A 17,989-nucleotide genomic window follows, 5' to 3' on the forward strand; every position below is an offset into this window, starting at 1 on the left:
TGAACCGGAACGCACCCCGGTACGTACCCCGGGTGTCCACCACCCGGGCGGTGTCCGGCAGTCCGCCCGCCCAGATCCGCCACCGGGAGAACCCTCGTGCGACTGATATTCACCGTGGTCGACCGCGTCGGAGACGCGCTCGACGTGCACATGGAAGCCGAACCGGACACCCCGGTCGGCACCATCGGCCGGGCTCTCGCAGAGCTGGGGGGCAGCGGCGCCCCGGAGACCCGCGCCGACGACACCCTCCACGTGCACGGCAGCCCTGTGGACCCCGCCCTGACCCTGCGGGAGTCCCCGCTGCGGGAGGCCGCCCTGGTCGGTCTCGGCCGTCCCGTGGACCGGCCGGCGGTCGAGCCCGGCGGTCTCATCGAGGTCCGGGTGGTCGGCGGGCCAGGAGCCGGCGCGGTGCACCGGCTGGACCTCGGGGACCACCACATCGCCCTGGGCCCCGACGGTACCGCCCGAATCGGCCGTGGCTCGCCCGACGGCCCCGGGGCCGCTCTCCGCATCCTCCCCGGAGGCCGCTGCACCGTCCGCCCCCAGGGCATCGGGTCCCCCCTGCACCTGGACCGCGAGGAGATCACCGACGAGCAGCCGTGGCCCCTTTCCGCCCAGCTGTCCGTCGGCGGCTCCCTGTTCGAACTGGTCCGCCCGGAGCAGCCGGACGCTGCCGTGCAGCCCTCGGAGGACGGCAACGGCCTGGACTACAACCGTCCACCGCGGCTGCTCCCGCCCAAGCCGGAGACCCGGTTCTCCCTGCCGGCCCCGCCCCAGGAACCGGAGAAGAGGCCACTGCCGTACATCGCCGCCATCCTGCCGCTGGTGATGGCCGCCGCCGGCGTCCTGATCTTCGGCCGGCTCACCTTCCTGCTGTTCGGGCTGCTCTCCCCGGTGGCCGTGATCGGCAACTATGTGATGAACCGCAAATTCGGCCGGGTCTCCTACGCCACGAAGCTCGCCAAGCACAAGGAGAAGAAGGAACGCATCGAGGCGGACGCGGAGCAGGCGCTGGTCGCGGAACGCACTGCCCGCCGGGCCGGTTTCCCCGACCCGGCGACCGTTCTGCTGACGGCTGTCGGGCCGCGCCGCAGGCTCTGGGAACGCCGCACCTCCGACGCCGACTTCCTCGAACTGCGGGTGGGAAGCGCGGACCAGCCGTCCGACGTGGTGCTCATCGACCCCACCGAGGACGAGCACAAGCGCCAGATCCCCCGGGACGCCTACGACGTCCCGGTCACCGTCAACCTGCGCACGCACAAGGTGCTGGGCATCGCAGGCCGCGGGCCGGCCGCCCGGTCCGTGGCCCGCTGGACCGTCGCCCAGGCCGCCGTGCTGCACAGCCCGAAGGACCTGAGCATCCACGTCCTGACCGGCCCCGGCGAGGAGAAGGAGTGGGCCTGGGTCCGCTGGCTCCCGCACCTCCGGCCCCGGGCCGGACAGGACACGGTGCTGTCGGTGGGCACCGACGCGGAAACCGCGGCCCGCCGGGTGGCCGAGCTCACAGCCCTCATCGCCGCACGCGACCCCGCCGCCCGCACCCGGCAGGCCGGCCAGGAGCCCGACGTGCTGGTCGTGCTGGACGGTGCCCGGCGGCTGCGTTCACTGCCCGGCGTGGTGCAGATCCTCAGGGACGGGCCCGCGGTGGGCGTGCACGCCGTGTGCCTGGACGCCGAGGAACGGCTGCTGCCCGAGGAGTGCCTGGCCGTCGTCGCCGAGGAACCGGGCGGCGTCCTGCGGGTCGCCCGGTCCCGCTCGGCGACGCTCAGCGGAGTGCGCCCCGATGCCGTGTCCACCGGCTGGTGCCGCTCCGTGGCCCGGGCCCTCGGGCCCCTGCGGGACACCGGCGGCGCCGAGGAAGAGGCATCGGTGCTCCCGCCCGCCGCCCGGCTGCTCGACGTGCTCGCTCTCGATCCGCCGACCGCGGAGGCCGTGGCCGCCCGCTGGCAGGCCGGCGGTCGCACCACCTCCGCGGTCCTCGGCGTCTCGCTGGACGGCCCGTTCGCCGTCGACCTGACCCGCGACGGCCCGCACGGCCTGGTCGCCGGCACCACCGGCTCGGGCAAGTCCGAGCTGCTCCAGACGCTGGTGGCCGCACTGGCGGTGGGCAACCGGCCGGACGCCATGACCTTCGTCCTGGTGGACTACAAGGGCGGCTCGGCCTTCAAGGACTGCGTGCAACTGCCGCACACCGTCGGCATGGTCACCGACCTCGACGCCCACCTCGTCGAACGGGCCCTCACCTCGCTGACCGCGGAGCTCAAGCGACGCGAACACATCCTCGCCGGGGCCGGGGCCAAGGACATCGAGGACTACGTCGACCTTCTCCACCGCGAGCCGCACCGCACCCCGATGCCCCGCCTGCTCATCGTGATCGACGAGTTCGCCTCGATGGTCCGCGACCTGCCGGACTTCGTCAAAGGCCTCGTCAACATCGCCCAGCGCGGGCGCTCCCTCGGCATCCACCTGATCCTGGCCACCCAGCGCCCCGGAGGCGTCGTCTCGCCCGAGATCCGCGCCAACACCAACCTGCGGATCGCCCTGCGGGTGACCGACCGGACCGAGAGCCAGGACGTACTGACCTCGCCCGAGGCGGCGGCGATCTCCAAGAACACCCCGGGGCGCGCCTACGTGCGGCTGGGCCAGACCTCCCTGATCCCGTTCCAGGCCGGACGGGTAGGAGGACGCCGGCCTGGGGCCACCGCCTCCGGCGCCCCGGCCCCGCGGATCCTCCCGCTCAACTGGCAGCAGCTCGGCCGCCCACTGCCGCAGCCTCCCCGCTCGGTGTCCCGCGAGCCCGAGGACACCGTCACCGACCTCGCCGACCTCGTGCAGGCGGTCCGCGGGGCCGAACAGCGGCTGGCCATCGCCCCCCAGCACAGCCCCTGGCTCCCCGCCCTGCCCACCGCCCTGGCCCTGGACTCCGTGCCCGCCGGACCGGCCGGCGACGGCTACGATCTGCCGCCCGTCCCCATCGGGCTGGCAGACCTTCCCGCCGAGCAGGCCCAGCACCCGCTCACCCTGGACCTGGCCACCCTCGGCCACCTGCACATCGCGGGCTCCCCCAGGGCCGGGCGGTCCCAGACCCTGCGCACCATCGCCGGCGCGCTGGCCCGGGCCCACTCCAGCGCCGATCTGCACCTGTACGGCATCGACTGCGGCAACGGCGCCCTGCTGGCGCTCACCGCCCTGCCGCACTGCGGCGCGGTGGTCCAGCGCACCCAGCCCGACCGGCTGGCCCGGCTGCTCTCCCGGCTCACCGCGGAGCTGAGCCGACGGCAGGAGCTGCTGGCCGCCCGCGGGTACGCGGACCTGCCGGAGCTGCGCTCCGCCCTGCCGCCGCAGGAACGGCCGGCCCACCTGATGGTCCTCCTCGACCGCTGGGAGACCTTCGAGAAGACCCTGTCCGACTACGACGGCGGTGCGCTGCTCACCGGTCTGCTGACGCTGCTCCGCGAAGGGGCGAGCGTCGGCATTCACGTCGTGCTGGCCGGCGACCGCTCGGTGTTCTCCACCCGGATCAGCTCCACCACGGAGAACAAGCTCGTGCTGCGGATGAACGAGAAGTCCGAGTACTCCATGATCGGTGTGCCCCAACGCTCCGTGCCCGACAACATCCCTTCCGGGCGGGCGCTGCGGGCCGTCGACAAGGCCGAGGTGCAGATCGCCCTGCTGGCCCGGGACGCCACCGGACAGGCACAGGCGGCGGCGCTGCAGTCCATCGCCTCCCGCCGGACGGAGCAGGACGCCGGGATTCCGCCGTCGGCGCGACCGTTCCGGGTGGATCTTCTTCCCGACCGGCTCAGCCCGGAGGAGGCCGCGGCCCACCTGCCGCTGACCCGCCCCGGACCGCTGTGGGCCATGGTGGGCGTCGGAGGTGACGAACTCGCCGCGGTGGGCGTCGACCTGGCGATGACGCCTTCGTTCGTTGTCGGCGGCCCGCCCCGGTCGGGGCGCAGCACGGTGCTGCTCACCATGGCTCTGTCGCTGCTCGGTGCCGGCACCCCACTGGTGGTCGCGGCCCCGCGCCGTTCGCCGCTGCGCGGCCTGGCGGGACGGCCCGGTGTTCTGGCGCTCTTCGGGGAAGCCGACATCCCCCGGGAGGAGCTGGAGGAGGTGCTCCAGGAAGAGGCGGGTCCGGTGGTGGTCGTGGTTGACGACGCGGACATGCTGCAGCAGACCAAGGCGGAGCCGGTGCTCAGCGGCATCATCCGCACGGGTGCGGAGCACGGCCGCGGGCTGCTGCTGGCCGGTCAGACCGAACGGCTGTCCGCCGGATTCTCCGGCTGGTTCGCGGAGATGCGGCGCAACCGCCAGGGAGCACTGCTCAGCCCGCAGGCGGTCGGGGACGGTGAGCTCATCGGCGGGAAGATCCCCCGGAGCCGGCTGGGTGCCGGGCGCCCGGGCCGGGCGTTCTTCCACGCGGGTGACGGCCCGCTGCGCATGGTCCAGGTACCGGAGACCGTGCTGGCCTGACACCCGCGGAGCCCGGCGCGCCGTTGTGCGTGGAGGTGCGACGGGGCGGAGGCCGGGCCGTGGCGCCCCACTGGTGGGGTGCGACGGCCCGGTCTTCGGTGCGGCTGCCGCAGGGTGTGTCAGTTGCCGGTCTTGTCCGCCTTGATGGCCGCGTCCAGACCGGGCGCGCCCACGCCGACGGCCGAGACACCGACACCGATGGCCAGGAAGTCGTTCACCGTACCGAGCCGGTCGGCCCGGAAATGAGTCAGCAGGCTGCCCGGTCCGGGTCCCGGCGCCGGGCTCGGGGGCGCGGGGCTCGACGGCGCGGGGCTCGACGGCGCCGGGCTCGACGGCGCCGGCTCCGGCGTCACCGGACGCGACGTCACCGGCCCCGGCGGATCCGAAACCGGACTCGGCGGACGACTCGACGGCACCGAACCCGACGGCGCAGGACTCGACGGCGCGGTCTCGTACACCGACGGACGGGGACTCGACGGCGGGGTCTCGTACACCGACGGACGCGGACTCGACGGCGCGGGACTCACCGGCCCCGGCTCCGGCGTCACCGGACGCGACGTCACCGGCCCCGGCGGCTCAGGAAGCGAACCCGGCGGACGGCCCGACGGCGTCGGGCTCGACGGACGCGGGCTCGACGGCGGGGTCTCGTACACCGACGGACGCGGACTCGACGGCGCGGGACTCGGCGGGCCCGAACTCCCCGGCACCGGCGTCGCCGGCGGGGTGGACGGCTGCGGGGTGGACGGCTGCGGGGCAGGGCTGGGCGGACGCGACACCGGCGTGGGGCTCCCCGGCGGGGGCGTGCCCGGCTTCGCCGGCGGCACCTTGGAAAGCTTTCCGGCCTTGCTGAGCTTGCCTGCGAGCGCTCCCAGCTTGGCGAATCCGCTGATCCCGTGGATGAGGCCGAAACCGCCGAGTGCCAGGCCGACAGCGCCCAGCACCACACCGACGATGTCCATGTCCCCGGAGACAAGTCCCTGTTTGATCGTGATGCCCAGGGCCACCGCCCCCAGCGCGAAACTGGCGATGGCCAGCGGGACGGCCAGGAACTGCAGGCCGGGGATGAACATGACGACGAAGGCCGCGATGCCCGCGAGGGCGCTGGCCAGACCCATGACGAAGCCGAGGATGGTGGCCCCCAGCTTCTCCCAGAAGCTTTTCTCCTTCACCGCCTCACCCGCCGCGGTGTCGATCTCGTGGGCCGTGCTGCCCGCGTCGGTCCTCCGCAACTGCTCAGCGTCGGCGGCCAGTCGCTGCGCCACGCTGAGGTCGTTCTGGGCGGCGTCCACCTGGCTCTGCACGGTGCTGAGCCGCATGTCGGCACGGGCTACCGCCGCGCGTGCGGCGGCCCGTGCGTCCTCGTCGCCGGGTGGCGGCGGATCGGCGTTGCCCAGGGCCGCCACCTCCGCTTCGGCGTGCACCAGCGCCGCCAGCCCCGGGTTCAGTTGCCCCCGGGCCTCCCGGCCGAGCGCCAGGGCCCGGTCCGCCTGGTCCTGGTGGTTCTCCAGCAGCGGAACGTACCTTTCGAGCGCCTCTGCCGCCCTGCTGTAGGAATCGCGCAACTGTCCTATCTGTTTCGGCAGCTCGTCCAGGATTTCCCGGAGCTTGTCCATCGTCCTGCCTTCACCCAGGTCCTCCGACTGGATTCTGGAGATGACCGAGGAGGTGGATTCGGCGTCGTCCGCGATGCTCCGGTATTCGGCGGCGAGCGTGCGCAGCACCTCGGGCTCCCCCGGAGCCGGGTCCTCGGAGAGGTCCAGAACCGCCCATTCGTCACCTGCGGGCCGCACCATGGGAAGAACCTCGCTTTCTCATGCCGCGAACCGGAAGGTGCGGGCGATGGCGTCGAACACCTCGAAGAAGGGCTCCATGAGGCCGACGTTGGGGGTCTGGCTGGCGATGACCAGCACGGTGTCGCTGTCCGGGACCGGAATGAGGGTCTGCAGGAGAGCCGTCCGGATCGTCGCCTGCCCGTAGTAGTCGACGTCCTCGAGCGAGGTGACCCGTCCGACCGCGCCCACCTGCGGATGTTCGACGATCTCCGCCCGGCTGCCGGGCATGTCGCGCAGCAGCGGGTTCCGGCTGTTCCGCATGGCGACGGGCAGCAGCAGACTCGCCAGGTCGGAGCTCTCCCCTTCCGGCAGAGGCACCCGGAGGACCATGGTGGTGGCGGTCAGGGTCGAGTCGTTGTCCAGCACCTCGAACACGCCCGCGAGCTGGAGGGCCCCGCGGTCATGCGCCTCCCGGGCGGACCGGCGGGCCATCCGGATGAGGGTGTCCAGCCGCTCCGGGTCCGTGTCCGGCCCGGCGAGGCCCTCCTCGAGCCTGCGGCGGATCGAGGCGTCCCTGGTGTTCGGGTCGAGGTCGAGGTGCCACCAGGTGTCCGGGAACCGCAGACCGTAGCGGGTCGGGGCGGCACCCGGTTCGGCGTGCTCCGTTCGGCTGGTCATGACGCGGAGTCCTCCTTTCCGCCGGAGGAACTCTCCTCGAGTGCCTGGCTCGTCGCGATGTCCGTTTCCTCGAACGCGTCGAGAATTCCCTGCACGGCTTCGTGGAAGGTGTCCACGTTCTCCTGCACTCGTTTGTGGCCTTTTCCCCAGGCCCCGTCGAATCCGTGCACCGCGTCGAGGAGCCGGCGGTCCCCCACGTCCTCGTCGGACCCTGCGGACGACAGGCTCGCGGTCTTCTCGATCCGGTCCCGTATCTGCTGGAGTCTCACCAGCACATCCGCGAGTTCCTCTCCCGGAATGCGGATACGTGTCATCGGCACACCCTTTCCCGATCCGTTCTGCCCGCAGCTGCCAGGTGTCCGGACGGGGGCCCGGGGCGGCACCGGCCCCCCGGCCCCCGTCCGTTGACCGGGCGGTCTCAGCCGATGGCGCCGGAAGTCTGGTCGTCGGTGCTGACGAAGGCCTCGGAGACCTGCCGCAGGAACTCACTGACGCCTTCCAGGCCCTCGATCGCCGACCGGGTGCTGGTGTGGTACTCCTCCCAGAAGGGCCGGAACTTGGTCTCGGAGCCCGGAGTGCTGTAGGCGGCAGCGACCACATCGCTCATCTTCTGGTCGGCCTCCAGCAGGCTCTGTTGCATCATTTCCTTCTGGTTCCGCAGCCAGGTGGCGGCCTCTTCCATCGCCGCGGGGTCGATATTGATCTGGCCAGCAGCCATTTCGTGTCCTTCCGGTTGTCCTCCGGCGAACTGTCGGCCCGCCGCGACCGGATCTACGGGCGAAGGCCGCGGACGGTTCAACCGCGCCGGAGCAGTCCGCCCCGGCTGGCCGAAACCTCACCGCGTGGCGCGCTCACTCTCCGGGAACTGATAGTGCTGGGTGAGTAGTTGTCACCCCAGCCCGCCCGGAACCTGCCGGACGGGCCGTTCCCGGCCCGGGGTGGTACCACGGGCGGGGGGCACCCCCAGACACAGTGCGAAGGAGTGAACGCCGGCATGGTGTTCAAGAAGCTGCTCGGTTCTCTCGGAGTGGGCGGTCCCACGGTGGACACGATCCTGGAGAGTGGCGCCGTGCATCCGGGCGGGATGGTGCGCGGGCAGGTCCATCTGCAGGGCGGGAAAGCCGCTTTCGATATCGAGCACATCGTGCTGGAGCTGGTGGCACAGCCCGGGTCGCAGCCCGGGGGCGGCGGCAGTGAGAAGGACGTGGTGCCGTTCGCCCAGCACATGGTCGGCGGCGGCTTCCCGCTCGGCGAGGGCGAGAAGCGGGCTCTGCCGTTCGCCTTCCCGCTGCCCTGGGAAGCCCCGGTCACCGAGGCCAACGGGCACCCGCTGGGCATCAGCGTCGGGGTCCGCACCGCGCTGGTGATCGCCTCGGCGAAGGACAGCGGGGACATGGACCCGCTCGCGGTGGCGCCGCTGCCGGCCCAGGACGTCGTCCTCCAGGCGCTGGGACAGCTGGGCTTCGGTTTTCAGCCCACCGTCCTCGTTCCCGGTCCGGTGCCCGGCACCGCCCAGCAGCTGCCCTTCCACCAGGAGTTCCTGTTCGCCCCCTCACCGCAGTACGCACAGGTGATGGGCGTACTCGAGGTGTCCTTCGCCCCGGCGCCGGACGGCCTGCACATCCTGCTGGAGAGCGACAAGCACACCGGGATGGCGGTGCCGGGGCTGGAGGTGCGCGAGACGATCACCCAGGAGGACCTCGACGCCGGGGAGCGGGACTGGCAGGCCGAGGTCGAGTCCTGGGTGGCTCAGCTCGCTGAGGGCCGCCAGCAGGCATTCCAGGCCGCCCAGGCGATGCAGGGCATGCAGCCCGGCATGCAGCCCGGCATGCAGCCCGGCATGATGCAGCAGGGTCAGCAGAGCCGTGGCGGCGGCATGGGCGGCGCGGTCGCCGCCGGCGCCGCGGGAGTCGCCGGCGGTCTGGTCGGCGGCATGCTGCTCAACCAGGCCATGGGCGGCTTCGGGGACGACGACGAGGACGGCGGGGACGACGGCGCCGACGACGGCGGCGGGGACTTCGACTTCGAGTAACCGCCGCGCGGCCGGGGCAAGCGGCAGCGGCCGGCCGAGGAGCCCTTCCCGGAGGTCCGGGGAGGGCTCCTGCCGTGCGGCGGCACACCGGTTTTGGGGTGCGGGCCGGGGGAACGCGGACGGTGAGAGGCGCCGTCCGGGCTCCCGGCCACTGCCGTGTCCGCAAGGGAGGTCCGTGAGCGGAGCCGCGCGAGCCGATCAGCACAGGCAGGAGGTCCGATGAGCACGTCAGCCCGGCCCCGTCCCGGCCCGGTCTGCTCCTCCGCGACCCGTCCTCCGGGCCCGGAGGACCCGCCGAACCCGGAGCCCAGCCCCATCCCCCCGACCCCGAAGCCCCCGCCGATCCCGCCCACCCCCGGTCCCGAACCGCTCCCCGACCCGCCAGGAAGGTAGGTGTCATGCCCGCACGCGAGGAACTTCCGTCCACCCTGGAGCGCTCGTCCGAGGACGCACAGCGCACCTGGATCAAGGCGCACGACTCCGCCGTCGAGCAGTACGGGGAGGGTGAGCGCTCGCACCGGGTGGCCTACGGAGCGCTCAAGCACTCGTACGAGAAGGTCGGCGATCACTGGGAGCGCAAGGAGGGCGGGCGCAGAGGCCCCTCGGACTCCCGCTCGGAGAGTCCTCGGGGCCGGGGCGGACGCAGCGGCGAGGGGGTCGACGAGCAGGCGACCAAACAGCACCTCTACGACCTGGCGAAGCGGCTGGGCGTCGAGGGACGGTCCAGGATGACGAAGACAGAGCTGCTGGACGCCGTCCGCAAGGAGAACGCGCGCGCCACCCGCGAAGCCAGAGAGTCCTGAGGCACGGCAGGCTGCTCCGGCGGGCCGCGCCCACCGGAGCAACGGGCGAGGTCAGCTTGGACGCCGATGCGGTACCGGGAGTGGGGAACGGGGTGAGCGCGGCACGGGAGTATTCCGTACCGGCGGCGGGAGCGGTGAGGGTGAATAACGGCACGCGAGCGGGAGACCCGCAACAGGAAGCAGCACGAATACCGCCGTCGGAAGGACGTGAGCGCAGTGAAGGTCGCCTTTCTCGCAGCCCCGGAAGGTGTGGAGCAGGTCGAGCTGACCAGCCCTTGGCAGGCGGTGACGGGCAAGGGCTGGAGTGCCCGGCTGGTCTCCACCGAGAGCGGGGAGATCCAGGGCTTCCATCACCTCGACAAGGCCGACACCTTCCCGGTCGACGACACCCTCCAGGACGTGTCGCCCGGTGACTACGACGCCCTGGTACTGCCCGGCGGAGTGGCCAACCCGGACTTCCTGCGGATGAACGCCCGGGCGGTCGCCTTCGCCAGGGGCTTCTTCGAAGCAGGGAAGCCGGTCGCGGCGATCTGCCACGCACCGTGGCTGCTCGTGGAGGCGGACGTGGTCCGGGGCCGTACTCTCACCTCGTTCCCCAGTCTGCGGACCGACATCCGGAACGCGGGCGGCACCTGGGTGGACGAGCAGGTGCACGTGTGCGAAGCAGGCTCGAACACCCTGGTCACCAGCCGTAAGCCGGACGACCTCGACGCCTTCGACGAAGCACTCCTCGAGGCGTTCGCGCGGGTCAGCGTCTGACGCCGGTAAGACCGCTCCCGTAGCGATTGCGGGTGCGAAGACTCGCCGTTTCTGGGGAGCGGGTCCGGGGCCTGCCCCGGACCCGTTCCCCTCAGGGTCCCGGGAGCCCGCCGGATGCGGGACAATGGCCGCACGGCCCCGGGGCGGACGGTCGGCGGCCCGAGTGCCGCCACCCCAGCCCCCGGCTGTTCACGGCTTCCGGAGACTTCCACCCCGGGGCCGGCTCCGCGCGCAGACCGGTACCGAAAGCGGTGCCGGGCCGGCGCGTGCCACGCACGGGCGTTTCGAACGAGAACACGGTGAAACAGGGTGAGCGAAACCGCCGGACGGCGCGGGGCGGACTGGCGCGCGGCGCTGCGGCGGACGCCGGTCGCGGTGTGGAACGACGATGTCAGCGACTGGGCCGCCGCCCTCACCTACTACACGGTGCTCGCGCTCTTCCCCGCGCTGCTCGTCGCCGTGTCCGTGACCGGTCTGACCTACCCCGGCGGCGCCCAGGAGTTCATTTACCACGTCACAGCCATGGCGCCGGCCGATTCCCGGGCCGTGCTGCGGTCGGCGCTGGAGGACATGGCGAGCCGGCCGGCCGCCGCCTGGCTGCTCATCGTGCTCGGCACCCTGGGTTCCCTGGTGTCCTCGGTGAGCTACCTGAGCATCTTCCGGCGCGTGCAGCACGCCATGCACGGCGTGGAGGACCGGCACTCGCTGATGCGCAAGCTTCCCAGGACGATCCTGTCGGCCCTGCTGCTGCTGTCGCTGCTGCTGTCCAGTGCGCTCGTGGTGATACTGACCGGGGACGTGATGCGCACGCTCGGCCGGGCCCTGGGCACCGACGGAATGGCCGTCGCGCTGTGGGACGCCGCGAAGTGGCCGCTGCTGCTCTGCCTGGCCGCGGTACTGGTCCTCATCCTGTTCCGCACCGGGCCCGCTGAAGCGCGTGCGGTACGGCACGGGCTGCTGGGCGGAGTGCTCGCGGTGGGGCTGTGGCTGGTCGCGTCGGCCGGCTTCGCCTTCTACGCCACGCAGGTGGGCACGTACAACCGGCTGTACGGGCCGCTGGCAGGGTTCATCGTCTTCCTGGTCTGGATCTGGGTCACCAACCTCGCGCTGCTCACCGGGGCCCAGTTCAACGCGGAGCTGACCCGGAGCGCCGCGGACCGGCAGCGCGGAGAGGCACCGGAGGAACCGGAGGAACCGGAGAAGGACAGGCCGGCTCCCGGGCCGGAGGAGGTCTGACGGCCGCTCGCCTCAACCGGGTGTTCGCGGCAGTGAACCGGACAGGTGTCCGTCCCCGGCGGGGAACGGGGCGGTGGTGCGGCAGCCGCGAACCAGCCGTTCCAGGTGCGGCGGCAGTCCGGGCACCTGACCGTCGTGACCCGCATGGTGGAGAAGTGGCCGTACCCCGTCAAGGTCGGCGCCCGCACCCCGGCCGCGCCTTCTGCTTCCCCTCCGCCCTCTGCGCCCTCTGCGCCTCTGCGCCCTCGTGTGCTCCGATTCGTTCCGCCATCCGGCCGGTCCGGCACCGGGCGGCACCCGTACCATCACGTCGGGACAGCATGTCGATCAGGACGGGCCGGGCAGGTCACGGCAGGTCAGAGCGGGAATGAGGGGCGGGCCATGAGGCGTCAGCAGTTGTGCGGTGCGGTACTGGCCGTGGTCATCGGCGGCACACTCGTCGGTTGCACGGACGAGATCGACGATCTTCTCGACTCGGTGGACGACGCCGCGACGCAGGAGCAGCCGGGCGGAACGGACAGCAGCCAGGGCGCTGAGCAGGGATCCATATCGGACAGCGTCCTGCCGGGGCTGCCGTCGCCGGAGGAGGCCCGTACCCAACTGGCCTCGCTCACGGTTGCCGAGCCGGGCTCGATGGCCGGGTACGGACGGGAGCGGTTCTCGCACTGGAGCACCGTGGACGGCTGCTCGGCCCGCCAGATCGTTCTGCAACGGGACGGCACGAACGTGGTCGTCGACGACAGCTGCCAGCCGGAGTCCGGCGAGTGGTACAGCCCGTTCGACGACGTCACTCTGACCGATGCCTCGGATGTGGACATCGACCACATCGTTCCGCTCGCCGAGGCCTGGCGCTCCGGGGCGGACGCCTGGGACGACGAGCGGCGCAAGGAGTTCGCCAATGACCTGACCAACCCCCAGCTCATCGCCGTCAGCGCGAGTTCCAACCGGTCCAAGGGTGACCAGCACCCCGGGGACTGGCAGCCCATCGAGGCCTACTGGTGCGAGTACGGCCTGGCCTGGACCGGCACCAAGCATGCCTACGACCTGACGGTCACCGAGGACGAGCACGAGCAGCTGGTCGAGATGCTGGACACCTGCCCGGCACCGTGACGGCCGCATGCTGCCGGGAGATCCCCGGCGCCGGAGAACGGCCGTCCTGCGGCACCTCCGGCCGCCGGGGCTCACTTGCCTGCTGCTACTGCCGGGGGCGGTAGTTCTCCGCCTTGTCGAGGATCGCCGTGAAGCGTTTCCACTGTTCCGCCGCCTCCGCGGTCGGACCCACCGTGAAGTCCTCGGGGTCGAGGAAGTCCAGCCGTTCCCGCGTGGCCGGGTCGAGATCCCGCCACGCCGCTTCATCCTGCGGTGACCGCGCCACAGTCGTTGCACACCCAGTTGCCGTTGTTCAGCCTTCGCCCCACGCCCGAACCGCAGGCAGGACACTCCACAGGTGCCGTCCCCTCATGCCGTTCCGGCTGCCGAGAGTGTGAACTGTAGCGCGCGGGGAGCCACCACGGCAGACCTCGGCACCGGGTGGGCGGAGTGCGACGGAGCCCCGCCGCACCCGCCGCACGCTCCCCGGCAGCCGTCCTCAGCCGACCCGCAGCAGCCGGGCCGTGAAGGCGGGCTCGGACAGGTCGTCCCGCAGCTTGACGGGGACCTCGATCCCGGCAGCTCCGTCGGCCCGTCCTCCGTCACCGACCGTCAGGCTGCCCACCACGGAACCCGCTTCGGCCGTTCCCGGCACCGCTTCGCCGTCCTCGGTCAACCGGATCTGCACCTCCAGGCCGGCCCAGCCGACGGCGTGCACGTCCTCCGCGACCACCACCGCCGTGCGTCCGCCCAGACCGTCGTCCACATGGCCGACCACCTCGCCCGCGCTGAGCACCGCCGTGGCCTCGAGCTCCCCCTGAGCAAAGTTGATCAGCGCTTCCCCCGCCTTGAGCGCTCCGGTGAGGATGGAGTTGTCGGAGGGATGCGGCGGCTGGCTCAGCACGGCACCGATGATCAGCTGGTCGGAGCCGTCGGCCTCTCCCCGGGCCGCGAACAACAGGTTGCCCCCCGCGACGCCCCGGCTGCCGGTCTTGATCCCGACGACCCCGCCCACCGGCACCAGGTGATTACGGTTCGAGTAGACGTTCCCGTACTGGTCGGTGTAGCCGGAGAGCTGCACCACCTCCCGGAACAGCGGGTCCTCCATCGCCGCTCTGCCGAGCTTCACCTGGTCGACCGCCGTGCTCACCGTGCTCTCGTCGAACCCGCTGGGGTCGGTGTAGGTGGTGTTCTCCATGCCGAGCTCCTCGGCCGCCTCGTTCATCTTGTCGACGAAGGCGTCCACCGTCCCGGCGTCCCAGCGGGCCACCAGCCAGGCCACGTTGTTGCCCGAGGCCAGCATGATCGCCTGGAGGGCCTCACGCTGAGTGAGGGTGTCCCCGGCCCGGACGTCCACCACGGAGTCACCCCGGGTCTCGCTCAGCTTGAAGTCGTCCTGCGCCTGCTGGTCGACGGTGATGTCCGCACCGTCCTCCCCCGCCGCCACCGGGTGGTCGCGCAGGAGGATGTAGGCGGTCATGGTCTTGGCCACGCTGGCGATCGGCACGGGCACCTCGTCGCCCGAGGTCCCGAAGGTGCCGATGCCGTCGACGTCCAGCGCCGCCTGCCCCGTGGCGGGCCACGGGGCGGCTGGAGTCTCCCCCTCGAAGGTGAACGTCTCCGCGGTGGTGATGCTGAGTTCCGGTGCCGGCAGGGGACGCAGCGCCTGCGCCACCACCACCATGATCAGGAACAGCACCACGAGCGGCGACCAGATCTTGACCCGCCGCAGCAGGCTGCGCAGTGGGGTGGGCGGTGGGGGTGGCCGGTTGGTCAGGGCGGCGAGCAGCTCCAGCGGAGGCCGGTCCGCGTCCGGGACGGGCGGCGGCCCCTCGGGAGCAGGGGGTGCCAGGGTCGCAGCACGCGCCGTTCCGCCGGCCGGTTCACAGGCCGGGCCCTCCGCCGGCTCCGGGGCGGGGGCCGGTGACACCGGCGGCTTCGGTGGCTTCGGTGGCTTCGGCGGGGGGGACGGGGCTTTCGACGGCAGGGCGGGCAGCGCCGGTTCCTCGGCGGACCGCAGGGGCACGTAAGTGCTGGCCTGCCGCGGGTCCGGCCGGGACGTCCGTCCGTCGGTTCCGGGCTTCTTCTCCGCGGCAGGCTTCCGGTCCCCCTGCGGCGCGACCTCCCGGCCGGATTCCGGCTTCGGCTCCCGCTGCCCCTCCGGCTCCGGCTCCATGGCCGATACCGGCTTCCCCTCCGGCTCCGGCTCCGTGGCCGATACCGGCTTCCCCTCCGGCTCCGGCTCAGCAGCGGGTTCCGGCCCTGCTTCGTTCTCGGGCCCGGGCTCCGCCCCGCCGGACTCGGGCCCGGGCTCCGCCCCGGGCTCGCCGGCCGTGGCGTCGGGCTCGTCAGGTCCGGGACCGGGGTCGTCCTCGTCGGGGCCGGACGTTCCGGCCGTGGGGCCCGCCTCGGGCCTCACCCTCGCAGGCGCTCCGCCTGCCGCCTCTTCCCGCTCTTCCCTCTCCGGCCCCTCACCGTGCCCTTCCCGGGCCCTCTCAGGGGCCTCAGAGCCCTCCGGCAGCCGCAGCACGGCTGTCGCACGGTCCCCGGAAGCCGCCGCGGCTTCCGTGAGGTCCGAGCGCCTGAGAGCCGTGGTCGGCTGATCGACCCGCCCGGCCGCCGCCGCGGGGGCCGGGCGGACCGCCGGCTCCTCCGGCGGTTCCGCCTCCCCCCTCCCCGATCCGGCACCGTCCGCGTCGTCCGCGTCGTCGTCAGAGCCCTCGCCGGCGGCACTCCCGCCCGCCTCGTCCCCGGGAACCGCGACACCCTCAGGAACCATTTCCGGCTCCCCCGGCGTCCCTTCCGATGACTCCTCCCGCACCCGTTCCCGTTCCGAAATGTCCGGGGACTTGCCCGCCACCCCTGCCTCCTTCAACCACTGTCCAGCGGCTCACCGCCGCCTTATCAGTTTGCCTGGTCCTGTGCACCGCGGCGCCGCACCTCCAATGTGGCGGAAACGCACCGTCCACTCACGAGGACGATAACGACATATCTACGGGTTGCATCACAAATCCACCACGCACCCTCGACAGAACATTGTGAGAGGCGTCACCCTGTCTTTCATCCACGCGGGGAGGCCTGGATGAGCAGGAGTCGTAGAACCATTCCGGAGGAGCTACTGCTGCTCGCTTTGGACCCGGCAACGGGCACCACAGCACAGCCGCAGTCGCTCGACCTCGGCCTGGCCGGGGCCCAGCTCGTCGAGCTGGCTCTTGCAGGACGGATAGCCCCTGACGGGGACCGCATCGCCGTGGTGCTGCCACGGCCGACCGGAGATCCAACGCTGGACTGCGCCCTGGAGCTGCTGCGAAGGCGCGGCAGTCCGGTGCGCGCCGTGCACTGGATCGGCGGACCCCGGCTGGGGCTCCGCCAGACCTATCTCTCGCATCTGGAACGCTGCGGCATGGTCCATGCCGTGGAGAGCCAGATGTGCGGGGTGCTGCCCACGACCCGGTATCAGGCAATGGACACCGCGGTCAGCAGGCAGATCAAGGCCCGGCTCGACACCGCGATACGCACCGGCACACCGCCGGACGCCCGTACCGCGGCGCTCGCTGCCCTGGCCCATGCGGTCGGTCTCGGAAAGCATCTCTATCCCGGGAACGAGGGGCGGTCCTCCCGCTCCCGTCTCCGGGATCTGATCAGGCACGACCCGATGGGCGGCCTGGTGGCGCACGCTGTGCTGGACGTGCAGAACGGCGCGGGTGCCCAGCGGCGCCCGGCCACCAGCCCCCGGGGCCGCAAGGCGGCCCAGGCGGGCGGAACGGCGCAGCAGGTTCCCGAGCAGCGGCTGCACAGGGAGGTGGTCCACGCCGGCGCCCGGCCGTCCATGTCGCATTAGCCGCACCGGACGTTCCGGCACGCTGTCCCCTCTGCGGGCCGGTGGCCCTGCCGACCCCCGGCAGGGCCACACCCCGTGCATGTGTGCGGACACCCTCTGTTGTCATTTCCCAGCGCGGGGACCGCGCGGGATGGCAGGCTGCTGACCGGTAGTCATATTGGTCAGTCCGATCAAGGGAGGTGCACTGTCCGTGGCGGGCAACGTCAATCCCACCGTCCGGCGCCGCAGGCTCGGTCAGGAGCTGCGCCGGCTCCGTGAGGACCGGGGCATGACGGCCGAAGAGGTGGCGGACCGTCTCCTGGTGTCCCAGTCGAAGATCAGCAGGCTGGAGAACGGGCGCCGGAGCATAAGCCCGCGCGATGTACGCGATCTGTGCGAGGTCTACGACGTCGACGACAAGAAGCTCGTCGAGTCCCTGATGCAGATGGCCCGGGAGTCCCGACAGCAGGGCTGGTGGCATGCCTTCGCCGAGCTGTCCCCCACCTACAGCGTCTACATCGGCCTGGAGATGGACGCCTCTTCGCTGCGGGTCTACGAGCCCCAGGTGGTGCCGGGGCTGCTGCAGACGCCTGCCTACGCCTCCGCGGTCATCCGCGGCGCGCTGCCCGAGGTGACCGTCGAGGATGTCGACCGGCGGGTCCAGGTGCGACTGCGCCGGCAGCAGCGGATCCTGGAGTCCCGCCGTCCGCTGCGGCTGTGGGCAGTGGTGGATGAGGCCGCGCTGCGGCGTGCCGTCGGTGCTCCGGCCACCATGGCGGAGCAGTTGAAGCATCTCGTGGAGGTGTCCCGGCTGCCGCACGTCACCCTTCAGGTGATGCCCTTCTCCTCGGGCGCGCATCCGGGGGTGAACGGGCAGTACGCGATCCTGGAGTTCCCCGAGACCACCGATTCCTCGGTGATCTACCTGGAGGGTGTCACCAGTGATCTGTACCTGGAGAAGCCGCACGACGTGCAGAACTACAGCGTGATGTACGAGCACCTGCGGGCCCAGGCCCTGAGCCCCGAGCAGACGCGGGAGTTCATCGACGGCATCACCGCCGGATACTCGGGCGGTTAGCACGACGCGGGCGAGTCCGCGGTGGGTGCCGCGCCGGCGAGTCGCGAGGCGCCCGTTCCGGATCGCCGGAGGGGCGCCTCGAAGCCGAGGTGTCCGGCCGCCCCCGAGCGGCGCAGACCGGTCAGAATTCCCGGCCCGGGCAACATACACCTGCTGCACGGCGCGCATGGGCAAGTAACGGATAAGTCATCCGTTCGGGTGGAAGCTCACCTCTTGTGCCGATCCAGGCTAGTACGGTCGCTGCGA

Annotated in this window: 14 protein-coding genes; 8 read left to right on the top strand and 6 right to left on the bottom strand. The window is 72.0% G+C overall.

Features of this window, described 5'->3' with window-relative positions:
- Positions 1–96 precede the first annotated feature (96 nt).
- Complete coding sequence (locus PJ985_RS05950) at positions 97–4,476, top strand: FtsK/SpoIIIE domain-containing protein (RefSeq protein WP_271682472.1); 4,380 nt, start codon at positions 97–99, stop codon at positions 4,474–4,476.
- Between the two features lie 119 nt (positions 4,477–4,595).
- On the opposite strand, the gene PJ985_RS05955 is transcribed toward PJ985_RS05950, so the two are convergent.
- From PJ985_RS05955 to PJ985_RS05970, 4 genes are all read right to left on the bottom strand, one after another.
- Positions 4,596–6,269, bottom strand: a complete 1,674-nt coding sequence (locus PJ985_RS05955) for a hypothetical protein (RefSeq protein ID WP_271682473.1) — start codon at positions 6,267–6,269, stop codon at positions 4,596–4,598.
- Between the two features lie 18 nt (positions 6,270–6,287).
- Positions 6,288–6,926 carry a hypothetical protein gene (locus tag PJ985_RS05960; protein ID WP_271682474.1) on the bottom strand — a complete coding sequence of 213 codons (639 nt, stop codon included), beginning with the start codon at positions 6,924–6,926 and terminating at the stop codon, positions 6,288–6,290.
- Positions 6,923–7,240, bottom strand: coding sequence for a hypothetical protein (locus tag PJ985_RS05965; RefSeq protein WP_271682475.1), 318 nt, complete (start codon positions 7,238–7,240; stop codon positions 6,923–6,925). The genes PJ985_RS05960 and PJ985_RS05965 overlap by 4 nt, the downstream gene beginning before the upstream one ends.
- A 104-nt stretch (positions 7,241–7,344) precedes the next feature.
- A complete protein-coding gene (locus tag PJ985_RS05970) occupies positions 7,345–7,644 on the bottom strand; it encodes a WXG100 family type VII secretion target (RefSeq protein ID WP_271682476.1) in 300 nt (99 codons plus the stop codon).
- 276 nt (positions 7,645–7,920) lie between these two features.
- On the opposite strand from PJ985_RS05970, the gene PJ985_RS05975 reads away from it, so the two are divergent.
- The 5 genes from PJ985_RS05975 to PJ985_RS05995 all read left to right on the top strand — a co-directional run bounded on the left by PJ985_RS05975 (position 7,921) and on the right by PJ985_RS05995 (position 12,866).
- The gene (locus PJ985_RS05975) at positions 7,921–8,958 is read left to right on the top strand and encodes a sporulation protein (protein WP_271682477.1); all 1,038 of its coding nucleotides are present in this window, start codon (positions 7,921–7,923) and stop codon (positions 8,956–8,958) included.
- Between the two features lie 398 nt (positions 8,959–9,356).
- Positions 9,357–9,761, top strand: a complete 405-nt coding sequence (locus tag PJ985_RS05980; protein WP_271682478.1) for a ChaB family protein — start codon at positions 9,357–9,359, stop codon at positions 9,759–9,761.
- A 216-nt stretch (positions 9,762–9,977) separates the two neighbouring features.
- On the top strand, positions 9,978–10,520 hold the full coding sequence (locus tag PJ985_RS05985) for a type 1 glutamine amidotransferase domain-containing protein (protein ID WP_271682543.1): 543 nt from the start codon (positions 9,978–9,980) through the stop codon (positions 10,518–10,520).
- A 309-nt stretch (positions 10,521–10,829) separates the two neighbouring features.
- Entirely contained in the window at positions 10,830–11,756 is a 927-nt protein-coding gene (locus PJ985_RS05990; RefSeq protein ID WP_271682479.1) for a YihY/virulence factor BrkB family protein, read from the top strand.
- Between the two features lie 381 nt (positions 11,757–12,137).
- Complete coding sequence (locus tag PJ985_RS05995) at positions 12,138–12,866, top strand: HNH endonuclease family protein (RefSeq protein WP_271682480.1); 729 nt, start codon at positions 12,138–12,140, stop codon at positions 12,864–12,866.
- 85 nt (positions 12,867–12,951) lie between these two features.
- Here PJ985_RS05995 and PJ985_RS06000 read toward each other — a convergent pair whose 3' ends face one another.
- Both PJ985_RS06000 and PJ985_RS06005 read right to left on the bottom strand, forming a co-directional pair.
- Positions 12,952–13,131 (bottom strand): hypothetical protein, encoded by a 180-nt coding sequence (locus tag PJ985_RS06000; RefSeq protein ID WP_271682481.1) that lies wholly within the window; start codon positions 13,129–13,131, stop codon positions 12,952–12,954.
- Positions 13,132–13,344: 213 nt separating this feature from the next.
- Entirely contained in the window at positions 13,345–15,264 is a 1,920-nt protein-coding gene (locus PJ985_RS06005) for a D-alanyl-D-alanine carboxypeptidase (protein ID WP_271682482.1), read from the bottom strand.
- A 663-nt stretch (positions 15,265–15,927) separates the two neighbouring features.
- On the opposite strand from PJ985_RS06005, the gene PJ985_RS06010 reads away from it, so the two are divergent.
- Entirely contained in the window at positions 15,928–16,686 is a 759-nt protein-coding gene (locus tag PJ985_RS06010) for a GOLPH3/VPS74 family protein (protein WP_271682483.1), read from the top strand.
- 190 nt (positions 16,687–16,876) lie between these two features.
- The gene (locus tag PJ985_RS06015; protein WP_271682484.1) at positions 16,877–17,743 is read left to right on the top strand and encodes a helix-turn-helix domain-containing protein; all 867 of its coding nucleotides are present in this window, start codon (positions 16,877–16,879) and stop codon (positions 17,741–17,743) included.
- The last annotated feature ends 246 nt before the right edge of the window (positions 17,744–17,989 follow it).

Origin of the sequence: Streptomyces sp. ACA25 (assembly GCF_028200735.1) — a bacterium.
Lineage (GTDB): Bacteria > Actinomycetota > Actinomycetes > Streptomycetales > Streptomycetaceae > Streptomyces.

Excerpts from the sequence above, each read along its gene's own strand:
- PJ985_RS05955 (WP_271682473.1), bottom strand. The coding sequence starts at position 6,269 with ATGGTGCGGCCCGCAGGTGACGAATGGGCGGTTCTGGACCTCTCCGAG.
- PJ985_RS06010 (WP_271682483.1), top strand. The coding sequence starts at position 15,928 with ATGAGCAGGAGTCGTAGAACCATTCCGGAGGAGCTACTGCTGCTCGCT.
- PJ985_RS05970 (WP_271682476.1), bottom strand. The coding sequence starts at position 7,644 with ATGGCTGCTGGCCAGATCAATATCGACCCCGCGGCGATGGAAGAGGCC.
- PJ985_RS05995 (WP_271682480.1), top strand. The coding sequence starts at position 12,138 with ATGAGGCGTCAGCAGTTGTGCGGTGCGGTACTGGCCGTGGTCATCGGC.
- PJ985_RS05965 (WP_271682475.1), bottom strand. The coding sequence starts at position 7,240 with ATGACACGTATCCGCATTCCGGGAGAGGAACTCGCGGATGTGCTGGTG.
- PJ985_RS05960 (WP_271682474.1), bottom strand. The coding sequence starts at position 6,926 with ATGACCAGCCGAACGGAGCACGCCGAACCGGGTGCCGCCCCGACCCGC.
- PJ985_RS05975 (WP_271682477.1), top strand. The coding sequence starts at position 7,921 with ATGGTGTTCAAGAAGCTGCTCGGTTCTCTCGGAGTGGGCGGTCCCACG.
- PJ985_RS05980 (WP_271682478.1), top strand. The coding sequence starts at position 9,357 with ATGCCCGCACGCGAGGAACTTCCGTCCACCCTGGAGCGCTCGTCCGAG.